Origin of the sequence: Duganella sp. 1411 (assembly GCF_017833525.1) — a bacterium.
In the GTDB taxonomy this organism is placed as follows: domain Bacteria; phylum Pseudomonadota; class Gammaproteobacteria; order Burkholderiales; family Burkholderiaceae_D; genus Rugamonas.
This window is the reverse complement of the sequence record NZ_JAFICD010000011.1, coordinates 66,957-88,292: the sequence shown is the minus strand read 5'-3', so window position 1 is coordinate 88,292 and position 21,336 is coordinate 66,957. Positions and strand designations below refer to the sequence as shown.

The following is a 21,336-nucleotide window of genomic DNA, read 5'->3' as shown; positions in this document are numbered from 1 at the left end:
GCCATGTCAACCGCCCACGCCGCGCCGGACGGCGCCAACGCCGAGCTGCTCGGGCTGATCCAGCGCCACGTCGACGCCCAGCGCGAGTTCGACGTGGCCACGCTGCAAGCGGTCACCGCCGACAACTACATCGAAGTCTCGCCGGCCGGCGAGGTGGACAACCGCGACAAGATGCTGTCCTTCTACGATCCGGCGCAACGGCGGCCGGCGCCGACGGTGCGGGTGGACGAGCAGACGGTGCGCACGTTCGACCAGACGGCCGTCGTCATCGCCAAGCTCACGTACACGATGAGCGCCGACGGCCAAGCGCGCAGCTTCGCCATGCGCGCCAGCTACGTAGCGCAGCGGTTCGACGGCAAATGGAAGCTGGTATCGGCGCACTACACCGGCATCCGCCCGCCCAAGCCCTAACTCCGGGGTCAGGTCCACCATTTCTACACGAGCTGGTCCGTAGGGCTTGACGCAGGCCCGCCCGAGCCAGGAAACACGCCGCTATGGGATCGGCTCCGCCATCTACACATGAGGTCGTGTAGAAATGGTGGACCTGACCCCGGAGTTGCTTTTATGCACAGTCAAAATCTGGTTGACGCGGACTTGCGCGCTGCGGATACTCTCCAGCGCCGTCCCCCGTAACCACTTTGAAAACACAATGCATAAGACTCTTCTCGCGCTCGCCATCCTGAGCGCCGCAGCCCATGCCGACGAAGGCATGTGGATGCCCCAACAGCTGCCACAAGTAGCCAGGGAACTGAAAGCCGCCGGCCTCAAACTCGATCCCGCCACGCTGACCAAGTTGACCGAGTTCCCCGCCGGCGCCATCGTCAGCCTCGGCGGCTGCTCGGCGTCGTTCGTGTCGCCGCAAGGCCTGGTCGCCACCAACCACCATTGCGTCTACGCCAGCGTGGCCCACAACTCCACGCCGCAACGCAATCTGCTGGCCAACGGCTTCCTGGCCAGGAACTTCGCCGAGGAATTGCCGGCCGCTCCCGGCAGCCGCATCTTCGTGACCCAGGCCGTCACCGACGTCAGCAAACAAGTGATCACCGCCGATGTCGCCAAACTGGCCGGCAAGGCGCGCAGCGACGCCATCGAGAACAACAGCAAGGCCATCACCGCCGAGTGCGAAAAAGACGCCGGCCACCGCTGCACCGTGTCGTCCTTCTACGGCGGCCTGGCATACTACCTGAGCAAGCAGCTCGAGATCCGCGACGTGCGCCTGGTGCACGCGCCGCCGGCCGGCGTGGGCAAGTTCGGCGGCGACACCGATAACTGGATGTGGCCGCGCCACACCGGCGACTACGGCTTCTACCGCGCCTACGTCAGCAAGGACGGCAAGGCCGCCGACTACAGCAAGGACAACGTCCCCTACGTGCCCAAGCACTACCTGAAGCTGGCCAGGGAAGGCGTCAAGGAAGGCGATTTCATCATGGCGCTGGGCTACCCCGGACGCACCAACCGCCACCGCCTGCCGTCGGAAGTGGCCTTCACCTTCGACTGGAGCTATCCGAACTTCGTCAAGAGCGCCGCCGAGAACCTGGCGACCATCGCCGCCACCACCAAGGATGACAAGGACGCCGCGCTCAAATACGCGGCGCAGGTGGCCAGCATCAACAACACCTACAAAAACCGCCAGGGCATGCTCAACTCGTATGCCAACAGCGACATGCTGGCCCGCAAAACGGCCGAGCACGAGGCGCTCAAGAGCTGGATCAACGCCGACGCCTCGCGCAGGAAGGACTACGCGGCCGACATCGAGCGGGTGGAACAGCTGATCGCCCAGCGCGACAGCGAGATCAAACGCGATTACTTCCTGTCGAGCGCCAAGCCGCGCCTGCTCAACACGGCGCGCACCCTGTACCGCCTGGCCAACGAGAGCGCCAAGCCGGACGTCGAGCGCAAGCTGGGCTATCAGGTCCGCGACGTGCCGCGCATCAAGGCCGGCGTGGCCGCGCTGGTGCGCAACTACGACGAGAAGGTCGACAAGGCGCTCGTCATGAACAGCCTGACCAAGTACGCGGCGCAGCCGGCCGCCGAGCGCAACGCCGCCTTCGACGCCGTCGTCGGCATCAAGGACGGCATGGGCCGCGCCGAGCTGCAAGCGGCGCTCGACCAGCTGTATGCCGGCAGCAAGCTGGGCGACCCCGCCGCGCGCGACGCCTGGCTCGACAAGAAGCCGCGGGACTTCAAGGCCAGCGACGACGCCTTCATCCAGGCCGCCGTGGCGCTGTACGACAGCGATCTGAAGGAAGAGGCCGCCGAGGAGGAGCTGGGCGGCAAGCTGCAGCAGGCCTACGCCAACTACATGAAGGCCAAGATCGCCTACATGAACAGCAAGGGCCGCGCGGTCTATCCGGACGCCAACAGCACCTTGCGCGTGACCTTCGGCAAGATCGCCGGCCGCGATCCGGGCGCCGACGGCACCACCTGGAAAGCCTTCACCACCGTGGCCGGCGTCGCCGCCAAGGCCACCGGCGAAGGCGAGTTCAACGCGCCGAAAGCGCAGCTCGACGCGATCAAGGCCAAGGACTTCGGCAAGTATGTCGATCCGGCGCTCAAATCGGTGCCGGTCGCCTACCTGGCGACCCTGGACATCACCGGCGGCAACTCCGGCTCGGCCGCGCTGAACGCCAAGGGCGAGTGGATCGGCCTGGCCTTCGACGGCACGCTCGATTCGATCATCTCCGATTGGGACTTCAACCAGGCGATGACGCGCGACATCCAGGTCGACCTGCGCTACATCCTGTGGAACATGAAGCACGTCGACCACGCCGACAATTTGCTGAAGGAAATGAACGCCGAATAAGCGCCGGCAGGCGCTGAACCCGCACGGCCACACAGGGTCGTACCCGGCCGGGTACGACCCTTAAGTGGTAACGCCGGCGTATCGTTCCAGCCCGTAGGGTTAAACCCACGCCCCGGCAACGCGGCGAGGTTTTTTTTGCGCTTGCGGTACAGTAGCACGTCAATTCCCTCATTCAGTCCAGGAGAAATCATGCCCGCCAAAAAAGTCGCCGTAGTGATCGGCAGTCTGCGCAAGGATTCGATCAACCGCAAATTCGCCCACGAACTGATCGCGCTGGCGCCGCCTTCGCTGGAATTCAACATCGTCGAGATCGGCGAACTGGCGCTGTACAACCAGGACCTGGAAGAACACGGCGCCACCGCGCCGCAGGCATGGACCCATTTCCGCCAGCGCATCAAGGAGGCCGACGCCGTGCTGTTCGTCACGCCCGAGTACAACCGCTCGGTGCCGGCGCCGCTGAAGAACGCCATCGATGTCGGCTCGCGCCCGTACGGCGACAGCGCCTGGAGCGGCAAGCCGGCGGCGGTGGTGTCGGTGTCGCCGGGCGCGGTCGGCGGCTTCGGCGCCAACCATCACCTGCGCCAGTCGCTGGTGTTCCTCGACATGCCGGTGCTGCAGCAGCCGGAAGCCTACATCGGCGGCGCCGCCGGCCTGCTGGGCGACGACGGCAAACTCAACAACGACCGCACCCGGGAGTTCCTGACCAAGTTCGTCGCCGCTTTCGCGGCCTGGGTGGAGACCAACGCGAAATCGTAGGGCGGATTAGGCGGAACGCCGTAATCCGCCATTGCATGAGCCGTCGAGACGCACGCATTGGCGGATTACGCTGCGCTAATCCGCCCTACGTGATTCCGGTGTCCGCTTAACTTAGAGCCCTAGCGCCGGATCGCGCTGAACGGATAGCCTGCCGTCGTCAACGCGGACGGCTCGCCAGTTTGCACGCGGCGCAGCGGCAACAGCATCGGCCCGTCGCGCGCCGGCAGCAGCGCCAGGTCGGCGCCCGGCAAGCGTCGCGACAGGCCGTCGATGTCGTCGGCGCCCAGCGCCTCGCAGCTGACGTACAGCCGGTACGACGTCTGCCGGTTGCCCATTTCCAGCACGAATCCGGCCACGTGCGCCGTTCCCGGCCGCCCCGGCACGGCCGTCACCCGCAGCCACGTCTTGTCCTGGCTCCTGCCTTTGCGCAGATGCAACGCGTCCCAGGTTTGCATCGGATAGTAGCGCGGGCCGTCGTCGCTCGCGGGCAGCGGCGGCACCGTCGCGCTGTCGGACGGCTCCACCAGGATCACCGGCAACCGCCGCAGCGCGGCCAGCGGCGCCAGGCCGTCATAGCGACCGACGTTGGCCGGCGTGACCAGCACCAGATCGGCCGCCGGCCAGTCGCGCACCGACTCGGCACTGTAGGCGTCGGCGTCGGCGCCGACGGCCAGCACGCGCAGCCCGCGGAAGCGGATCAGCGCCAGCCCCTTGCCGGCCAGTTGCACGCTGCCGCGCGCCGGCCCGCCGACGTCCGCGCCGGCGGCCGCGTCGATCACATAGCGCGGGCCCATTTGCGCCAGCCCCGCTTCGCACACCAGCGCCAGCAGCAAAGCGACCGCCACCACACCCAATCCAACCCCGTTCCGCATCGCTGCTCCTGCACCATGGCGAGGAGTCCAGTAGACCATCGTGGGGTTTTATTTCCTTGAACCAACTCAAGCCACCCTCGTGAAGGGCCGGCCGGCGCTCAAAAATCGGGCACGAATGATACAATCGCGCCCTCGACAGCACGCCGAAGCGCTCACAAGGCGTGGCGCGCCATTTCACATTGTTTCTCTGAGATCCAGACTGCCATGCACCCAGATATGCCGACGCCTTATGAAAAAGGCAATCAAAATCAAACCACCCTGTGGACCGAATGCATCGCGTTCTACGAGGAATTGGCGCGGCGCTTCCCGCAAGTGCTGCGTTTTGAACAGATCGGCGTGTCCGACGGCGGCATTCCCGTGCACGCGGGCATCGTCAGCCCGGACGGCGTGTTCGACCGCTCGCAAATCAAGGCCGAGGGCCGCACCGTCTTCTTCAACAACAACGGCATCCACCCCGGCGAACCCGAGGGCGTGGACGCCTGCATGGCCATCGTGCGCGACCTGTGCTTCGAGCCGGCCCGGCTGGCGGCGCTGGGCGACGCGGTGCTGCTGTTCGTGCCGCTCTACAACGTCGACGGCGCGCTCAACCGCGCCAACACGTCGCGCGTCAACCAGGACGGCCCCGAGCAGTTCGGCTTCCGCGGCAACAGCCGCCACCTGGACCTGAACCGCGACTTCATCAAGTGCGACACGCTCAACGCCCGCCTGTTCAACCAGCTGGTGACCAGCTGGGACCCGGACGTCATGGTCGACACCCACACCTCCAACGGCGCCGACTACCCGTACACGATGACCTTGATCCACACGCAGGCGGACAAGCTGGGCTACGGCCTCGGCCCCTTCCTGCGCGAGACCATGCTGCCGCACATCTACCGCGAGATGGAAGCGAAGGGCTGGCCCACCTGCCCCTACGTCAATCCGGTCAAGGACAGCCCGGACGACGGCATCGCCGAGTTCCTGGAAGTGCCGCGCTTCTCGACCGGCTTCGCGGCGCTGCACCACGTGATCGGCTTCATGCCGGAGACGCACATGCTCAAGCCCTTCAAGGACCGCTACGAATCGATGCGCGCGCTGCTGGACGTGACGCTGGCCTTCACCGTCGCCCACGGCGAACAAATCCGCGCGCTGCGCGCCGACGCCAAGGCGCAGGCGGCCAGCGCCAGCGAGTGGACCGTCAACTGGCGCCTGGACGAAGACCATCCGTCGACCTTGCGCTTCAAGGGCTACGCCGCCAAGCGCAGCGCCAGCCTGCTGGGCGACTACCAGCGCCTGTCGTACGATCGCGGCCAGCCGTGGGAAAAGGACATCGCCTACTACAACAGCTTCGTGCCGGCGGCCACGGTGCGCGCGCCGAAAGGCTACATCGTGCCGCAGGCCTGGCGCGAAGCCATCGAGCGACTGCAGTGGAACGGCGTCGAGATGGCGGCCTTCGACGAAGCCTCCACCATCGAGGCGCAGTACTACCACATCGCCTCCGTCACCTCGCGCCCGCACGCCTACGAAGGCCATATGTACCACGACGAGGTGGAACTGGAAGCGCGCACCGGCAGCTTCACGGTGCAGCCGGGCGACTGGTTCATTCCGCTCAAGCAGGCCAACGCCCGCTACGCCGTCGAGACGCTGGAACCGCAAGGCCACGACTCCTTCTTCCGCTGGGGCTTCTTCAACAGCGTGCTGGAAAAGAAGGAGGCGTTCTCCGACTACGTGTTCGAGGACCTGGCGCTGGAGATGCTGGAAGCCGAGCCGGAACTGAAAGCCAAGTTCGAGTCGTGGAAGGCCGCCAATCCGGCGCTGCTGTCCGACCAGGAAAAGGTATTGGGCTTCATCTTCGAAAACGGCAAGCGCCACGCCGAGCCGGAATGGCGCCGCTATCCGGTGCTGTCGGTCTTCTGAAGACAGCCTGACAATTTAACTTCGCGTTCCCCGTGCGCGCGGCGGCGATCCCGCCGCGCGCACATGAGCATTTGAGCACCCGCTGCCCACAAGGTCACAGCCATGCACTACGCACTCAATCTGCGCACTTTCTTCTACAGCCATTATTTTTATCTTGGGCTGCGCTTCGCCACGGGCCTGGTCGGCGTCACCTTGATCACCTTACAGTTCGCCGACATGGCCACCGCCATGACGGTCTGCATCGGCGCCCTGTGCACCGCGCTGATGGACATGCCCAGTCCCCTGCGCCACAAGTTCAACGAGATGAGCGCCTCGGTGCTGCTGTGCAGCGCCGTCACGCTGTTGATCAGCCTTTGCGCGCCGCTGCACTGGCTGTTGATGACGATGCTGGTATTAATCAGCTTCCTCGCCTGCATGATGGTCGTCTACGGCAAAAAATCGATGCCGCTGCAACTGGCCACGCTGTTCATCATGACCATGTCGATGGAGCACTCGATGTCGGTCAAGCAGTCGTTCATCCACACCGGCCTGTTCACCCTGGGCGCGGTGGCCTACCTGGCCTACGCGATGGGCATCTCGTGGATGCTGCGCCACCGCATCAAGCAGCAGGTGCTGGCCGAAGCGCTGTTCGAGCTGGCCGCCTACATCGACATCAAGGCCGACTTCTACGACACCCGCTACAACCTGAACGAACAGTTCAACAAGCTGGTACGCCACCAAAGCGTGCTGGCCGACCGCCAGCAGGCCTCGCGCGACCTGATCCTGCGGGCGCACCAGAACAGCAAGGACGCCATCGTCGTGCAGGTCCACGTGTGCATGCTCGATTTGTATGAGCTGATCCTGTCCACCCACACCGACTACGCGCAGCTGCGCATGCACCTGGCCGATTCGCCGGTGCTCACCACCTTGCGCGACCTGGCCTACAAGGCCGCGCGCGATATCGAATCGGTGGCCTACGACGTCACCCGCAAGAAGGCCTCGTACGCGGAGATCAGCTACACGCCGGAACTGGAAGCGGTCGAGGCGGAACTGGCCGCGATCCAGCGCCGCATCGACGAGGGCAAGCCGCAGCAGGAGGCGCTGGCGGTGCTGCGCGCGCAGCGCAACAAGATCCGCGCCATCATCAAGATGATCGGCGAGCTGCACCAGGCCAGCCAGAAGGTCTACGACACCACGCCGTTCTGGGTCGACGCCGACATGGGCCCCTTCCTGTCCCAGCAAAAGTACGAGCTGCGCATGATCCTGTCGCACCTGCGCATGGATTCGCCGATCTTCCGCTTCTCGCTGCGGGTGGCGATGGCGATCTCGGTCGGGCTGGCGGTGGCCGCGTGGCTGCCGTACGCGGCGCACAGCTACTGGATCGTGCTGACCATCGTGATCATCCTCAAGCCCAGCTTCAGCATGACCAAGCAGCGGCGCGGCGACCGCATCGTCGGCACCATCATCGGCTGCGTGATCACCGCGCTGATCATCCGCTTCCTGAACCACCCGGCGATCATCCTTGGCATCCTGGTGCTGGCGACGGTAGCCACGCCCACCTTCATCTACCTGCGCTACCGCTACGCCGCCATCGCGGTCAGCGTCATGATCCTGCTGCAGATGCACCTGATCGCGCCCGGGAACAATGACCTGATCATGGAACGGCTGGTCGATACCTTCACCGGCGCGGCGGTGGCGACGGCCTTCAGCTTCGTGCTGGCGAACTGGGAATATCAAACCCTGCCACGCCTGATCCGCGAGGTGCTGGACGTGAACCTGCGCTACATGCAGGCCAGCTTCGATCTGCTGCAGGGCAAAGGCAAGGACGATTTCGCCTACCGCATCGAGCGCAAGCGGCTGATGGACAGCCTGGCCGCGCTCAGCTCCGCGCTGGTGCGCATGCTCGACGAACCATCGAGCAAGCAGCGCGCGGTGGAGGACATCAATCTGTTCATCGTGCAGAACTACCTGCTGGTGGCGCACGTGGCGGCCTTGCGCGCCATTCTGCGCCGCCACGTGAACGAGCTGCCGAAGGAGCCGGTCAACGCCATGCTGGGCGAGAGCCACGACCAGGTGGTCGGCATCCTGTCGCAGGCGCTCAACCGACAGGCGGGCAAGACGGCGGCGCCGACACCGCCCACCCTGGCCGATACCGCCGCCGTGCCGTGGTCCGGCTGGCCCCTGGTACAGCGCCGCATCCGCCTGCTGCAGGCCGACGCCGCGAAAATCATCGTCCACAGCGAAGCGATCGTGCGCAACGTGGTCTAAGGCTGCTAACATAGCTGGATGACCTCCACCACCACCTTCAGTACCCGCGACCTGTTTTCCGCCCTGGCCGTGGTCCTGATCTGGGGTACCAACTTCGTCGCGATGAAGATCGGCCTCAAGGACCTGACGCCGTTCCAAATGGGCGCCGCCCGCTATGTCTTCGCCGTGCTGCCGCTGATCCTCGTCGTGCGCCCGCCCAAGCTGCCCGCCAAATGGATCGTCGCCTATGGCCTGTGCCAGGGCGTCGGCCAATTCGGGCTGCTGTTCCTGTCGCTGAAGGTCGGCATGTCGGCCTCGCTGGCGTCGGTCATCCTGCAAACCCAGGTCTTCTTCACCGCGCTGTTCGGCTTCGTGCTGCTGCGCGAACGCGCCAGCCGCGCGCTCAAAGGCGGCCTGCTGCTGGCGGCGGTGGGGCTGGTCTGCTTCGGCATGAACTACGTGGAGCCGGGCCACGCCGGCGCCACCACGGCGGGCGGCTTCGTGCTGACGTTGATGGCGGCGGCGATGTGGGCCGCCTCCAACATCGTCGTGCGCCGCGCGCAGCAGGCCACGCCGGAATTCGATGTCGTCAGCTTCATGGTCTGGTGCAGCCTGGTGCCCATCCTGCCGTTCATCGGCCTGTCGCTGGCGTTCGACGATCCGGCCACCCGCTGGCACTGGACCGGCGCGCCGTGGACCACCTGGGCCGCGGTGGCCTATCTGGGCTGGATGGCCACCATCCTCGGCTACGCGATGTGGACCCGGCTACTCAAGCGCCATCCGGTCAACCGCGTGGCGCCGTTCAGCCTCGGGGTGCCGGTGGTCGGCATCAGCGCCGGCATGATCCTGCTGGGCGACGTCGTCACCGGCTGGCAATGGGCCGGCATCGCGCTGATCGTGCTGTCCCTGATCTGCACCATGTTCGGCGGCCGCTGGCTGGATCGCCGGGGCTGAGCAACGGAGCTATCCGAAGCAGACCCGGTTGCGGCCCGTCTGCTTGGCGCGGTACAGCAGCGCATCGGCCTTCTGCAGCATGGCCTCGGCCGTCCCCGCCGCCAGATCGGCGTACACGCCCATGCTCATGGTGACCTTCAACTCCGGATGCACCTCGTGCCACGGGAAGCTCTCGATCATGTGGCGCAGCTTGTCGCACAGCGCCGCCGCCTGCGGCAGTTCGGTCTCCGGCAAGGCGATGACGAATTCCTCGCCGCCGTAGCGCGCCACCAGATCGCTCAGGCGCATATGGCTGCGCAGGATCTCGCCGACATGGCGCAGCACCGCGTCGCCGGTGGCGTGCGAAAACTGGTCATTGATCTTTTTAAAGAAATCGATATCCCCTATCACCATTGTGAATGGCTGCCGGTGGCGCACCGCGTGGCTGAACAGCGTGGTCGCCCGCTCGTCGAAATGACGGCGGTTGTGCAGCTTGGTGAGCGCGTCGCGCACGCTCAGTTCGCGCATCTGCTCGGCCTGCGCCAGGATGGTCTGGTGCGAAGCGTGCAATTCCTCGTGCGTGCGGGCCAGCTTCTCGCTCATGTCGTTGAAGGCGCTGGCCAAGGTCGCCACCTCGTCGCGCCCCTCCACCGGCACGCGCTGCAGCAGCGAGCCGCCGTGCATGGCCCGCACCGCCGTCGTCAGATGGCTTAACTTACGGCTCATGCCCCGGCTGAGCAGCACGCCCAACACCAGCGCCAGCGCCGCCGCGCCGGTCACGCCGGCCAGCAGCGCCTCGCGCATTGCCTGCAGATACTGGAGCTCCTGCTTGCTGGGGGTGATCACGCCTTCCGGCGACACGTAGGCGACGACGCGCCCGTTCACCTCGACCCGGCGCGCGTCCTTGCGCGCGGCCTCCGGCAGCACCTCGCCGTGGCGGTACACGCCGGCGCCGAGCAAAACGCGGAAGTCCTGGTCGGCGAGGATGAAGTGGAACGGCGGCTCGCCGTTGGCGCGCGGCGGCGGCGGCCGGCGTCCGAGCGGCGGCGCCTGTCCGGGCGGCGGCGCTTGCGGCAAGCGTGCGTTGGCGTCCGGCGGGCCGTCCGCTTCCGGCTCCGGCCTCGGTCCCCGTTCCGGACCGCGCTCGTTATCAGTATCAGGGCCGGCCTCGCCCGGCGGCGGGCGCCGGTCGCCGCGCAAGTCCTGATAGCGCCGCATATAGTTGTCGAAAGGCTCGACGGCCGTCGCCGCCTGCCAGCTGCCATAGGTCCGCAAATAGCCGCTCACGGCGGTGTAGAAGTGCTCCGCCGCCTGCTCGCGGCGGATGAGATCGACCTTTTTGGTCATCCCCACGTATGCCAGCCCGCCGACCATGGCAACCGCCGCCAATCCGGTCAGCAGCAAGGCCAGCATGAATTTCGTGCGCAGGGACATCCGGACTCCGTCAAATTATTGCCAATAGGACAGTAATAATAGCTGAAGGCAGTGCCTCAAAGAAAAAATTTACGACAAAAAAGTTACTAACCAGAACCGATGTTTCATAGGGAAAACACCTAGTTATACGTATTGCGAATGGCACGTATCACAAATCAAAATTTTTTTTATTTCTGAAAACGGCGCATACTGCACTGCATCAAACGAACATTTAACAGGAGCTTCTCATGAACTCGACTACTTTCCACACTCACACCACCGCCAACTACGCAGCCAATGTCGCCTACGCTGTACGTCAACTGTTCGCCGCGCTGTTTGCACGGAAGCCAGCCGATGTTGCAGAAGCGACCACCGAGCGCGCCGATGAAACCATCTGGTGGCTGAGCAGCACCGCCAAAGACGTGGAAGCCCACTCGCCTAACTTGGCAGCCGAACTGCGCTACATCGCAGCCCGCTTCGGTTAATCGCGGTTCACTCAAACTTATTTAACTTACTGGAGAATCACATGCTGACCATCATCGAAAACCTGCCTGCCGCCATCGCCCTGTCCGGTCTCGTACTGCGCCTCTACCTGGGCGCCAAGCCAAACCAAGACGCTGAATAAGCCGTGCGCGCCACAGCAAAAAGCCCCGGCCGCTAACGCGGTGCCGGGGCTTTTTAGTTTGCGGGAGTTTTATTTAAGTAGATTCAAACGCGAGTTGCGCATCCCGTACAGGAAGTACGTCAGGATCGCGGCCGACATCCAGATGACGAAGATCGTGTAAGTCGTCAGCGACAGCCCGAACATCAGATACAGGCAGGCGCCGATACTCAGGCCCGGCACCACGTACGGGCCGAACGGCACGCGGAAACCCTTCACGCCCTTGCCGTTTTCCTTCTTGCGCATCACCGGCACCGCCAGCGACACCACGATGAAGGCCGTCAGCGTGCCCATGCTGACCATGTCCCACAGGAAGGTCGCATCCACGAAGCCGGCCACCAGCCCGACCACGATACAAACGATCAAGGTGTTCTGCACCGGCGACGCCGTCTTCGCGTTCACTTTCTGGAACGACTTCGAGATCAGCCCGTCCTTGGAAATCGCGTACAGGATGCGCGTCTGGCCGTAAATCGTCACCAAGGTCACACTGAACACGGAAATCACCGCGCCGGCCGCCAGCACCAGCGCCGGCCACGTCTTGCCGGTGACGTTCTGCAGGATCACCGCCAGCCCGGCTTCCTGCCCGGCGAACTTGTAGGCGGGCTGCGCGCCCATGGCCGCCACCGCCACCAACATATAAAACAAGGTCACGATCCCCAGCGCCGCCAGGATGCCGATCGGCACGTTGCGCTTGGGATTGCGCACTTCCTCGCCGGCCGTGGCGACGGTGTCGAGGCCGATGAACGAAAAGAACACCGTCGCCGCCGCCGCCGTCACGCCGGCCATGCCGGTGTAATGGGCGCCGTTGTCGGGGCTGAAGAACGGATGGAAGTTGTTGATGTCGAACCCGGAGAACGCGATGACGACAAAGAAGATCAGGATCGCCAGCTTGATCAGCACCATGATGGCGTTGGTCGTGGCCGATTCCTTGGTGCCGCGGATCAGCAGCAGGCCGCACAACACCACCAGCAGGATCGGCGGCAGGTTGACGTGGCCGCCTCGTATTTCCACGCCGTGCGCGGTCGAGACGATCATCGGCGAGCGCAGCAATTCGGGGATGTGCCAGCCGAACGCGTTGTTGAGGAAGTTGTTCAGATAATCGGACCAGCCGATCGCGGTGGCGCTCGCCGCCAGGCCGTACTCGAGCAGCAGGCAGGCGGCCATGATGAAGGCGGCGAATTCGCCGACGGTGGCGTAGGCGAACGAGTACGACGAGCCCGACGCCGGAATCCGGAACGACAGCTCGGCGTAGCACAGCGCCGTCAGGCCGGCGGTGATGGCGGCGATCAGGAAGGACAGGATGACGGAGGGGCCGGCCTTGGGCACGGCTTCGACCATCGTAAAGAAGATGCCGGTGCCGATGGTGGCGCCGACGCCGATCATCGTCAGCGGGAACAGGCCGATCGAGCGGTGCAGGCCATTGCTGGTTGGAGCGTGTTCAGTTGTTGCGTGTTCAACTGTATGTTCGACCGGCTTGGTACGGGTCAGTTTCTGGACCAGCGATTGGTTCACAGGCTATCCTTGTGGGAGATGTGTGGGCGAAAACATGGGCAAAAAAACTAAGCGATTATAGGGCTTTCCGGCCCCGTCGCCCTAAGTTAATTTGTGCCACAAATACAACTTTATTCGCACTCGCCAGCAAGTCCTGGTTACAGTTGCTTACTTTTGATACAGCACGATGTATAGATTGGAAACAAGACGCACGCTAATCTTGAGTCAACATTACAGTGTGACAAGAAGGAGTGTTTATGCCGGTTCAAAAAATCCCCACCGTATCGCGCCGTTTTCATCCTGCGCTGAGCGCCGCGGTGGCCGTGCTGGGCGTGGCCGCCACGATCGTCGCGGTGCTCATCGCCCGCAATTAAAGACGGTCGCCGAATACGCCGGATACAACGAAAACCACGGAAACACGTAGGGCGATTAGGCGGAACGCCGTAATCCGCCATGCATGTGTTCAGGCGACCTCGTTGATATTCGTACCGATTTTGCTGGCATCGCCGGTGCTCTCCGACCACGGATGCGAGATACTGTAAACCAGCTCCTCCTGCTGCGACACGGTGCCATCCTGATTCGTGTCGGCCGCCTCATAGGTTTTAGTCGCGCCGCCCGCCGCGCTGGCGCCGCCGCCACCGCCGGCCCCCTGCGGCCTGCCCCCACCCTGCGCGCCGGCCGCGCCCTCCTGGGGACGCGGCGGCGCGAACGTCCCGCTCTTCATCGCCGTCTCCAGATCGTCCTTCGTGATCGAGCCGGTTTTCTGCTTATCGATGGCGTCGAACTGCTTGGCCGCGTCGTCGGCCGACACGCCCTTCGACTCCAGGCCGGAGACGAATTCCTCCTTCTTCACCTTGCCATCCTTGTCGGTGTCCATGTCGGCGAAGACTTTGCCGGCGAAACGGGCCGCGCCCTTGGCGGGGTCGAACGAGGTGGCGCTGCTTGAGATACCGCTGATTGCTGTCGTCATAGTGCTTACTCCATAGTTAAGGACAATGCTGTACCTGTTAACGAACCAGATTGTCCAACTATGAGTGCGCGGAGTGTAAAGCGAGGTAAAGGGATGTAAAGGGTCAGCCGACCCGCACCACCATCAAGCCGGCGCGCAGGCCGACCCGGACGTCGGGATTGGGGAACACCACCAGCTCCTCGGGATGCTGGACGGTGTAGACGGTGTCGCCATCGCGGGCGATCTCCTCGCCCTGCTTCAGGACCGTGAAGTTATGCGTATCCTTACCGAACGCCATCTGGAACTTCTCGCTCAACTTGATGATCTGGCGCGCCGTGTTGAAGATATGCGGCGCCTGTTTCGCTTCGCGCTTGGGCGCGCCGCGCAGCAGATCGTCCAGCGCCAGCGAGGCGTCGGCGAATTGCGCCAGGTCGTTGCGGCCCAGCGTGCCGATACGCCCCAGCTCCACCGTGGTGCCGGCGGCGCCGTGGTGCTCGGCCGAGTAGTAGCTGTAAGTGCCGACCGAGGCCGGATTCATGATCACCGCGCCGATGCCGGCAAGGCCCAGCCACTCGATCAGCGCGCGCCGCGCATGCTCGGCGATGATCTCGGGGACGATGGCGAAGGTCGGATACACCGACGGCCGGATGGCCGTGTGCAGATCCAGGTGCCAGCGCACCGGCCCGGCGTCGCTGAAGAAGGCGGTGGTGGCGGCGATCATCACGTCGGCGCGCGCCGCTTCGGCGGTGCCGGCCAGCGCGCCGCGTTCGGCGCGGAACATGCGGTTCAAGTCCGCGTCGATGAAACGCTTGCCGTCCCGGATCGCGCCGATATTGCCGACGCAAAGCATCAGGTTGACCGCCAGCGCCGCCGGCTGTTGCGACAGCGCGTCGAGCAGGTAGGCGACCATTTCGATCGGCCCCGTTTCGTCGCCATGCACGCCGACCGAAACCAGCATCGCCGGACGATCACCGGCCCCTTTGATGGTGAGGATGCCGTCGGCCGGCTGCGTGACCGCGAAACCGGCCGCCGCGAACCGCTCGGCGACGACGCTGAAATCGGCTTCGGCGAGCGCCCGCACCGGCGCGGGCAAGGTGTTGGCGCGCTCGCTCATACGCTTACACCACCAGCATGGTGTTGCCGGAGTTGGTCGCCTCCGACAGCGCCCACACGTCCAGCATCGCCTGTTCCAGGTCGGTCGCCGCCGCGTAGCCGGACAGGCCCAGCGTGTTGGCCACCACCTCCACCGCCTCGACACCGCTATGGCCGCCGGTGGCATGCTGCAGCACCTGCGACAACAGGCGTTGCTGCGTGCGGCGCAGGGCGTTTTGCGCGTAGCTGCGCAGCTGCTCCTGCGAACGGCTGGTGGCGGGCAGCTTCAGGCCACGTTCCAGCGTGTCGATGCCGACCTGCGCGCGCAGCGCCAGGCCGACCTGCAGGAAGGCCGGCAAATCCATGCCGGCGGGGCGCGTGACCGACAGCGCCGCGAACACGAACGCCGCCACCGATTCGATCGCTTCGACGGCCTTCCAGGCGTTGACGAATTCCGGACGCAGGCCGGCGGTCAGCTCGGCGTCGGACTGGCCGTCGTCGGCGCTCAGTTGGACCAGCGTCTCCGGCTTGGCGAACAGGCGGGTCAACTCGGCCACGCCGTCCTTCAGCTGGTCGGCCGGCACGGTCAGCGCGCCTTCGATGACGGCCTTCTGCAGCACGCGGGTGCGGCCGTCGACCTTGATCGACACGGCGCGCGGCACTTTCAGCGCGTCGGAGTCCAGGGTGGCGAAGATCGGCGCCAGGTTCAGCGCGGACCAGGCCTGGCCCCACGCCAGGATGACGTCCGACTCGTCGACGCCATGTTCGCCGGCCAGTTGGCGCAGCATCAGCGGACCGCAGCGGTTGACCGATTCGTTGGCCAGCACGGTCGCCAGGATGGCGTTGGCCAGCGGGTGCGCCAGCGCCGGACGCGTGGCCACCAGCAGATCCGGGAAGTACGGCTTGAGCACCGACTCGGCCCAGCTGTTTTCCGTCAGCGGCAGCGCCGACAGGACGCGCTTGTAGCGGTTCTTGACGTTGGCGATGACGACCGCCAGTTCCGGCGTGGTCAGGCCACGGCCGTCGGCCTTGCGGCGCGCCAGTTCGGCCACCGACGGCAGCTGCTCCAGATCGCGCGACAGCGCGCCCTCTTCTTCCAGGAAGGCGATCAGCGAGGCGTAGCCGTCCTGCACGGCGGCGTCGGTTTGCGCCTGCGCCTCGCGCACCAGCAACTGCGTTTGCAGCGTGTTGTCGCGCAGGACCAGGCGCTCGATGTCGGCGGTCATGTCGTTCAGCGTGCGGTTGCGGTCCGCTTCGGTCAGCAGGCCGGCGTTCATTTCCACGTCCAGCCACATCTTGGCGTTCACTTCATGGTCGGAGCAATCCACACCGGCCGAATTGTCGATCGCATCGGTGAAGATGCGGCCGCCGGCCAGCGCGAATTCGATGCGGCCCGCCTGCGTGGCGCCCAGGTTGCCGCCCTCGGCCACCACTTTGCAGCGCAGCTGGTTGCCGTCGACGCGGATGTTATCGTTGGCGCGGTCCTTGACCTGCGCGTGCGTCTCGGTCGAGGCCTTGATGTAGGTGCCGATACCGCCGTTGTAGAACAGGTCTACTGGCGCCAGCAGGATGCGGTGCATCAGTTCCTCCGGCGGCAGCGAGGTTTCCTCGATGTCCAGCGCGGTGCGGATCTGCGGCGACAGCTCGATCGTGCGGGCGGTGCGCGGATAGACGCCACCGCCGGCCGAGATCAGCTCCTTGTTGTAGTCGTCCCACGAGGAGCGCGGCAGCGCGAACATGCGCTCGCGCTCGACGAAGGATTTTTCCATGTCCGGCGTCGGGTCGAGGAAGATGTGGCGGTGGTCAAAGGCGGCGATGATCTGCAGTTTGCGCGACAGCAGCGCGCCGTTGCCGAACACGTCGCCCGACATGTCGCCCACGCCGACCATCGTCACCGGAGTGGCGTGGATGTCGTGGTCCATCTCGTAGAAGTGGCGCTTGACGGCTTCAAACGCGCCCTTGGCGGTGATGCCCATCTTTTTGTGGTCGTAGCCGTTCGAGCCGCCCGACGCGAAGGCGTCGCCCAGCCAGAAGCCGCGCTGCACGGCGATGCCGTTGGCGATGTCGGAGAAGGTCGCGGTGCCCTTGTCGGCGGCCACCACCAAATACGGATCGGCGCTGTCGTAGCAGACGGTGTCCGCCGGCGGAACGATTTTGCCCAGCACACGGTTGTCGGTCATTTCCAGCAGGCTGGCGATGAACAGGCGATAAACCGCTTCGCCTTCGGCCGCGATGGTTTCGCGCACGGCGTCCTTCGGCATCTGCTTGCACACGAAGCCGCCCTTGGCGCCGGCCGGCACGATGACGGCGTTCTTCACCATCTGCGCCTTCACCAGGCCCAGGACCTCGGTGCGATAGTCTTCCATGCGGTCCGACCAGCGCAGGCCGCCGCGCGCGACCGGGCCGCCGCGCAGGTGCACGCCCTCGAAGCGGCGCGAGAACACGAAGATCTCGCGGAACGGACGCGGCTCCGGCACCAGCGACAGATTGCTGGTGTCGAACTTGAAGATGATCTTGTCGCCCTTTTGATTGTTCTGGAAGTAGTTGGTGCGCAAGGTCGCGGTCATCAGATCGGTCAGGGCGCCCAGCACTTCCTCGCTGTCGGCGTGGTTGATCGACGGCAGGCGGCCCTTGATCGCGGCCAGCGACTCCAGCGCGGCGTTGCGGGTGGCTTCGTCCAGCGCCGGATTGAAGCGCTGCAGGAACGCGTCCACCAGCTGCTTGACGATGGCCGGCTGCTTGCGCAGCGTCTCGGCGATGTAGCGCACCGAGAACTGGGAGCCGGTCTGGCGCCAGTAGCTCATGTAGGCGCGCACCAGTTGCACCTGGCGCAGGCTCAAGCCGCCTTCGATGACCAGGCCATTCAGGCGGCCATCTTCGGCTTCGTTGTTGAACAGCGAGGCAAACAGCTCTTGCGCGACCGGGATCACTTCCGGCTTGGCCAGGCTGGCGGCGCTGGCGGCATCGACCGACAGGCTGGTGACGAAGTGGCGCTTGCCGTCCATGCGGATCGAGTGCGCCTGTTCACGGTCGATGGCGACGCCGGCGTTATGCAGCGCCGGCAGGATGGTCGACAGCGACGGCACGCGGTCGACGGAATACAGGCGGATGGTGGTGGCGTCGTCCGCCGCGTCCACCCGCACGTCGACGCGCGACGGATCGGTGTTCTGCAAAATGGTTTGCAGGTCGTAGAAGGCGGCGACCGGCGGGGTCGAGGCGACGTAATCGGTCGGCAGGGTCGCGCACATCTTGCGCAGGTGGGCGCGCATCGGAACATTCGACACGGCGTCGGCCAGCTTCGAGAAGCTGTCATGCCAGCCGTCCAGCACCGCCAACAGCGGCTGCTGGATGTCGGTCTCCAGATCCAGCGGATAGCGCGCGCCATGGGCGATCAGGTACACGCGGGCCAGCGGGCCGTCGGCCACCAGGGTTTGCGAGCTGACGTGATGGGCGCCGGAGCTGGCCTGCAGCGCCTTGGCCAGCGAGGAAGCGACGCTCGCGCTGTAACGCTCGCGCGGCAGGTACACCAGCACGTTCAGGTGGCGGGCGTAGACGTCGCGGCGGGCGAACACCTTGGTGCGCGGCTGCTTGTACAGCGAGACGACGGCGCCGCACACTTCGGCCAGCCATTCCGGCTCCGCTTCCAGCGCCTCGGTGCGCGGCAGCGATTCGAGGATCTCGATGAATTTCTCGGCGCGGAAGCCTTCCTGGCGCACGCCAGCGATGCTGAGCACCTTGGCGATGCGGCCGCGCGCAAACGGCAGGCGGTTCAGCGGCGTGGCCGTGGCGGCGCGGGTGAACAGGCCGACGAAGCAGTATTCGCCGAGGATCGCGCCCTGCGCATCGGTGTGGCGGATGCCGATGAAGTCGAGCGCCTGGTCGCGGTGCAGCGTGCCTTCGACGTCGGCCTTGACGATCGACAGCGTGTGCGCGCGCTTGGACAGCGTGTCGAAGTCGCCGGGGATGTTGGCCAGGCAGGTGCCGTAGACCGGGTGCGAGGTATCCTGCAGCACGCCGATGCGGCTCGGGATGTCGCGTTCCAGCTCGCGCACGCCCGGTTTGACTTGATAGTAGGCGTAGCCGAACGGCTCGAAGCCCTCGGTGCGCGCCCATTCGAGGAAGGCGGCGACTTCCTGGCCTTCTTCGCCGTTGGCGGCGGCTTCGGCGCCGATGCGGCTGAAGTGCGCCAGCATCGCGGCCTTGTCGCGGCGGACCACGGCGGCGTCGCGCGAGACCATCTCGATGCGGTCGACCAGCATGCCCAGTTCCGCTTCCGACAGGTCGTCGGCCAGCAGGCACAGGACATACGATTCGAGTTTGTCGCGCTGAAGGCCGACGGCGGTGACCACGCCGTCCGCGTTGCGCGCGACCGGCAGCACCGAGTTCAATACGCCGTTGGCGACGATGCGCAATTTGCGCATGGCCATGACGATGGAATCGACCAGGTACGGCATGTCGTCGTTGAGGATCAGCAGCGCGGTGGCCATGCCGCCGCGTCCATCCTCGTAGCGCAGCTTGGCGATTTGCGCGCCGGCGCCGGAGCGCTTGGAGGCTTGCGTGAAACCGTCCCACAATACCGGCGCCAGACTACCGGGCACGGTGCCGGTCAGGTCTTCGTCATCCAGGGAGCCGAGCCAGGCGTTGATCAGGGCCGCGACCTGGCTGGTTTCGCTGGAAGGCTTGCTGGCGTTGATCAAATCCAGCGTCTGTGCGCGCAGGTCTTGTGGCATTTGTTTCATCGTTGCTTCTCCAATACGTTATGAGTATTTTATGTTGCAGGACGCCGCGCCGGCTTATGGCTACGCGGCGAAGGGTCGGGCGCTACGAGCGCTATTAGACCAGATGGGGACGAAATAGTGCATTACAAATCGAATGAGTGGAGCACGATTATTCGAGCGTCTCAATTTTAAAAATCGTACAGGTTGGGCATTCCAAGAATCCGGCTCAAATCCTCCAGCGCGGTGTGCACCTCGATCGCCAGCGCCGGATCGGCCAAATCGGCCGGGTCGAGCCGGTCGCGGTAATGCTTCTCCACCCACGCCACCAGCGTGTGATACAGCGCCTCGGTCATCACCACGCCCTGGTGCATGGCCGCCGCCTCGGCATCGGTCAGCGCCACGCGCAGACGCAAACACGCCGGCCCGCCGCCGTTGCGCATCGACTGCCGCAGATCGAAATGAATCAGCTCATCGACCGCGTTGCCGCTGCCGACCAGCCCTTGCAGATACGCGGCCACGGCGGCGTTCTCCTCACACTCCTGCGGAATCACCAGCGCCATCTTGCCGTTATCCTTGGACAGCAACTGGCTGTTGAACAAATAGCTGGCCACCGCGTCCGCCACCGACACCGCGCCGGTATCGACGCGGATCGCGTTCAACTCCGCCCCCACGCCATCCATCGCGCGGCGCAGCTGATCGAGGCTGCCCGCTTCATCGGCGAACGCCTGGTCGTGATAGAACAGCACATTGCCGTTACCGACCGCGATCACGTCGTTGTGGAACACGCCCTGGTCGATCACGTCCGGGTTCTGCTGGATATAAACCGTGCGCTCCGCCGACAGCCCATGCAGGCGCGCGACGCCCTGCGACGCCTCCAGCGTCTGCCGCGCCGGATACTTCTTCGGCGCCGACGCCGACGCATCGAACTCGGTGCGGCCGTAGACGAACATCTCGACGGCGGCGCTGCCATGGTCCTTGCACAGGCGCGTGTGGTTGGCCGCGCCCTCGTCGCCGAAAGCCGGCGTGCCGGGCAGCGCATCATGCACCGCGAAGTGATCGATATCGTGGAAGATGGCGCGCAGGCTGCGCGCCGACTGCGCGTGCTCGAAGGCCCGGTGCAGCTTGTTGTTCAAATTGGCGGCGGTGAAATGCGTGCGGCCGTCTGCGCTGTCGGCCGACGGGCTGACCGTCGCCGCGTTGGCGGTCCACATCGGCGAGGCCGAATACGCGCAAGCCAGGATCACCGGCGCTTCCTTGGCCGCCTTGGCCAGAACATCCGCGTCGCTGCCCGTAAAACCAATGCTGCGCAACAGGCGGAAGTTGGGCCGGTCCTGCGGCGGCAGCAGCGCCTGACCGAAACCGCGCGCGGCCAGGGCCCGCATCTTGGCCAGGCCCTGCAACGCCGCTAGCTTGGGATTGGATGCGCTCTTGACGTTGCTGAACGACGCCACGTTGCCGAACGACAGACCGGCGTAGTTATGCGATGGACCTACCAGGCCGTCGAAGTTGAATTCGCGTGCGCGCATCTC

14 protein-coding genes are annotated in these 21,336 nt (G+C 65.1%); 7 read left to right on the top strand and 7 right to left on the bottom strand.

The window, feature by feature from the left end:
• Positions 1-3: 3 nt before the first annotated feature.
• From JOD97_RS31850 to JOD97_RS31840, 3 genes are all read left to right on the top strand, one after another.
• Positions 4-411 carry a nuclear transport factor 2 family protein gene (locus JOD97_RS31850; protein ID WP_209726832.1) on the top strand — a complete coding sequence of 136 codons (408 nt, stop codon included), beginning with the start codon at positions 4-6 and terminating at the stop codon, positions 409-411.
• 238 nt (positions 412-649) lie between these two features.
• Positions 650-2,803 carry a S46 family peptidase gene (locus JOD97_RS31845; RefSeq protein ID WP_209726831.1) on the top strand — a complete coding sequence of 718 codons (2,154 nt, stop codon included), beginning with the start codon at positions 650-652 and terminating at the stop codon, positions 2,801-2,803.
• Between the two features lie 189 nt (positions 2,804-2,992).
• Positions 2,993-3,559, top strand: coding sequence for an NADPH-dependent FMN reductase (locus tag JOD97_RS31840; RefSeq protein ID WP_209726830.1), 567 nt, complete (start codon positions 2,993-2,995; stop codon positions 3,557-3,559).
• A gap of 119 nt (positions 3,560-3,678) precedes the next feature.
• Here JOD97_RS31840 and JOD97_RS31835 read toward each other — a convergent pair whose 3' ends face one another.
• A complete protein-coding gene (locus JOD97_RS31835) occupies positions 3,679-4,431 on the bottom strand; it encodes a hypothetical protein (RefSeq protein WP_209726829.1) in 753 nt (250 codons plus the stop codon).
• 204 nt (positions 4,432-4,635) lie between these two features.
• Here JOD97_RS31835 and JOD97_RS31830 point away from each other — a divergent pair, with 204 nt between their 5' ends.
• From JOD97_RS31830 to JOD97_RS31820, 3 genes are all read left to right on the top strand, one after another.
• Positions 4,636-6,324: a M14 family zinc carboxypeptidase gene (locus JOD97_RS31830; RefSeq protein ID WP_209726828.1), complete on the top strand. Its 1,689-nt coding sequence runs from the start codon at positions 4,636-4,638 to the stop codon at positions 6,322-6,324.
• 102 nt (positions 6,325-6,426) lie between these two features.
• Entirely contained in the window at positions 6,427-8,571 is a 2,145-nt protein-coding gene (locus JOD97_RS31825) for an FUSC family membrane protein (protein ID WP_209726827.1), read from the top strand.
• Between the two features lie 18 nt (positions 8,572-8,589).
• A complete protein-coding gene (locus JOD97_RS31820) occupies positions 8,590-9,504 on the top strand; it encodes an EamA family transporter (RefSeq protein ID WP_209726826.1) in 915 nt (304 codons plus the stop codon).
• Positions 9,505-9,513: 9 nt separating this feature from the next.
• Here JOD97_RS31820 and JOD97_RS31815 read toward each other — a convergent pair whose 3' ends face one another.
• Complete coding sequence (locus tag JOD97_RS31815) at positions 9,514-10,917, bottom strand: diguanylate cyclase (protein WP_209726825.1); 1,404 nt, start codon at positions 10,915-10,917, stop codon at positions 9,514-9,516.
• 227 nt (positions 10,918-11,144) lie between these two features.
• Between JOD97_RS31815 and JOD97_RS31810 the strand changes: the two genes are divergently transcribed.
• Entirely contained in the window at positions 11,145-11,381 is a 237-nt protein-coding gene (locus JOD97_RS31810; protein WP_209726824.1) for a hypothetical protein, read from the top strand.
• A 209-nt stretch (positions 11,382-11,590) separates the two neighbouring features.
• Here the strand turns inward: JOD97_RS31810 and JOD97_RS31805 are convergent, their stop codons facing one another.
• From JOD97_RS31805 to astB, 5 genes are all read right to left on the bottom strand, one after another.
• A complete protein-coding gene (locus tag JOD97_RS31805; protein ID WP_209726823.1) occupies positions 11,591-13,069 on the bottom strand; it encodes an amino acid permease in 1,479 nt (492 codons plus the stop codon).
• 442 nt (positions 13,070-13,511) lie between these two features.
• Positions 13,512-14,018: an EF-hand domain-containing protein gene (locus JOD97_RS31800; protein WP_209726822.1), complete on the bottom strand. Its 507-nt coding sequence runs from the start codon at positions 14,016-14,018 to the stop codon at positions 13,512-13,514.
• A gap of 103 nt (positions 14,019-14,121) precedes the next feature.
• A complete protein-coding gene (locus tag JOD97_RS31795; RefSeq protein ID WP_209726821.1) occupies positions 14,122-15,111 on the bottom strand; it encodes a succinylglutamate desuccinylase in 990 nt (329 codons plus the stop codon).
• A gap of 4 nt (positions 15,112-15,115) precedes the next feature.
• The gene (locus JOD97_RS31790; protein ID WP_209726820.1) at positions 15,116-19,828 is read right to left on the bottom strand and encodes an NAD-glutamate dehydrogenase domain-containing protein; all 4,713 of its coding nucleotides are present in this window, start codon (positions 19,826-19,828) and stop codon (positions 15,116-15,118) included.
• A 167-nt stretch (positions 19,829-19,995) separates the two neighbouring features.
• A complete protein-coding gene (gene astB / locus JOD97_RS31785) occupies positions 19,996-21,333 on the bottom strand; it encodes an N-succinylarginine dihydrolase (protein ID WP_209726819.1) in 1,338 nt (445 codons plus the stop codon).
• Positions 21,334-21,336: the final 3 nt, after the last annotated feature.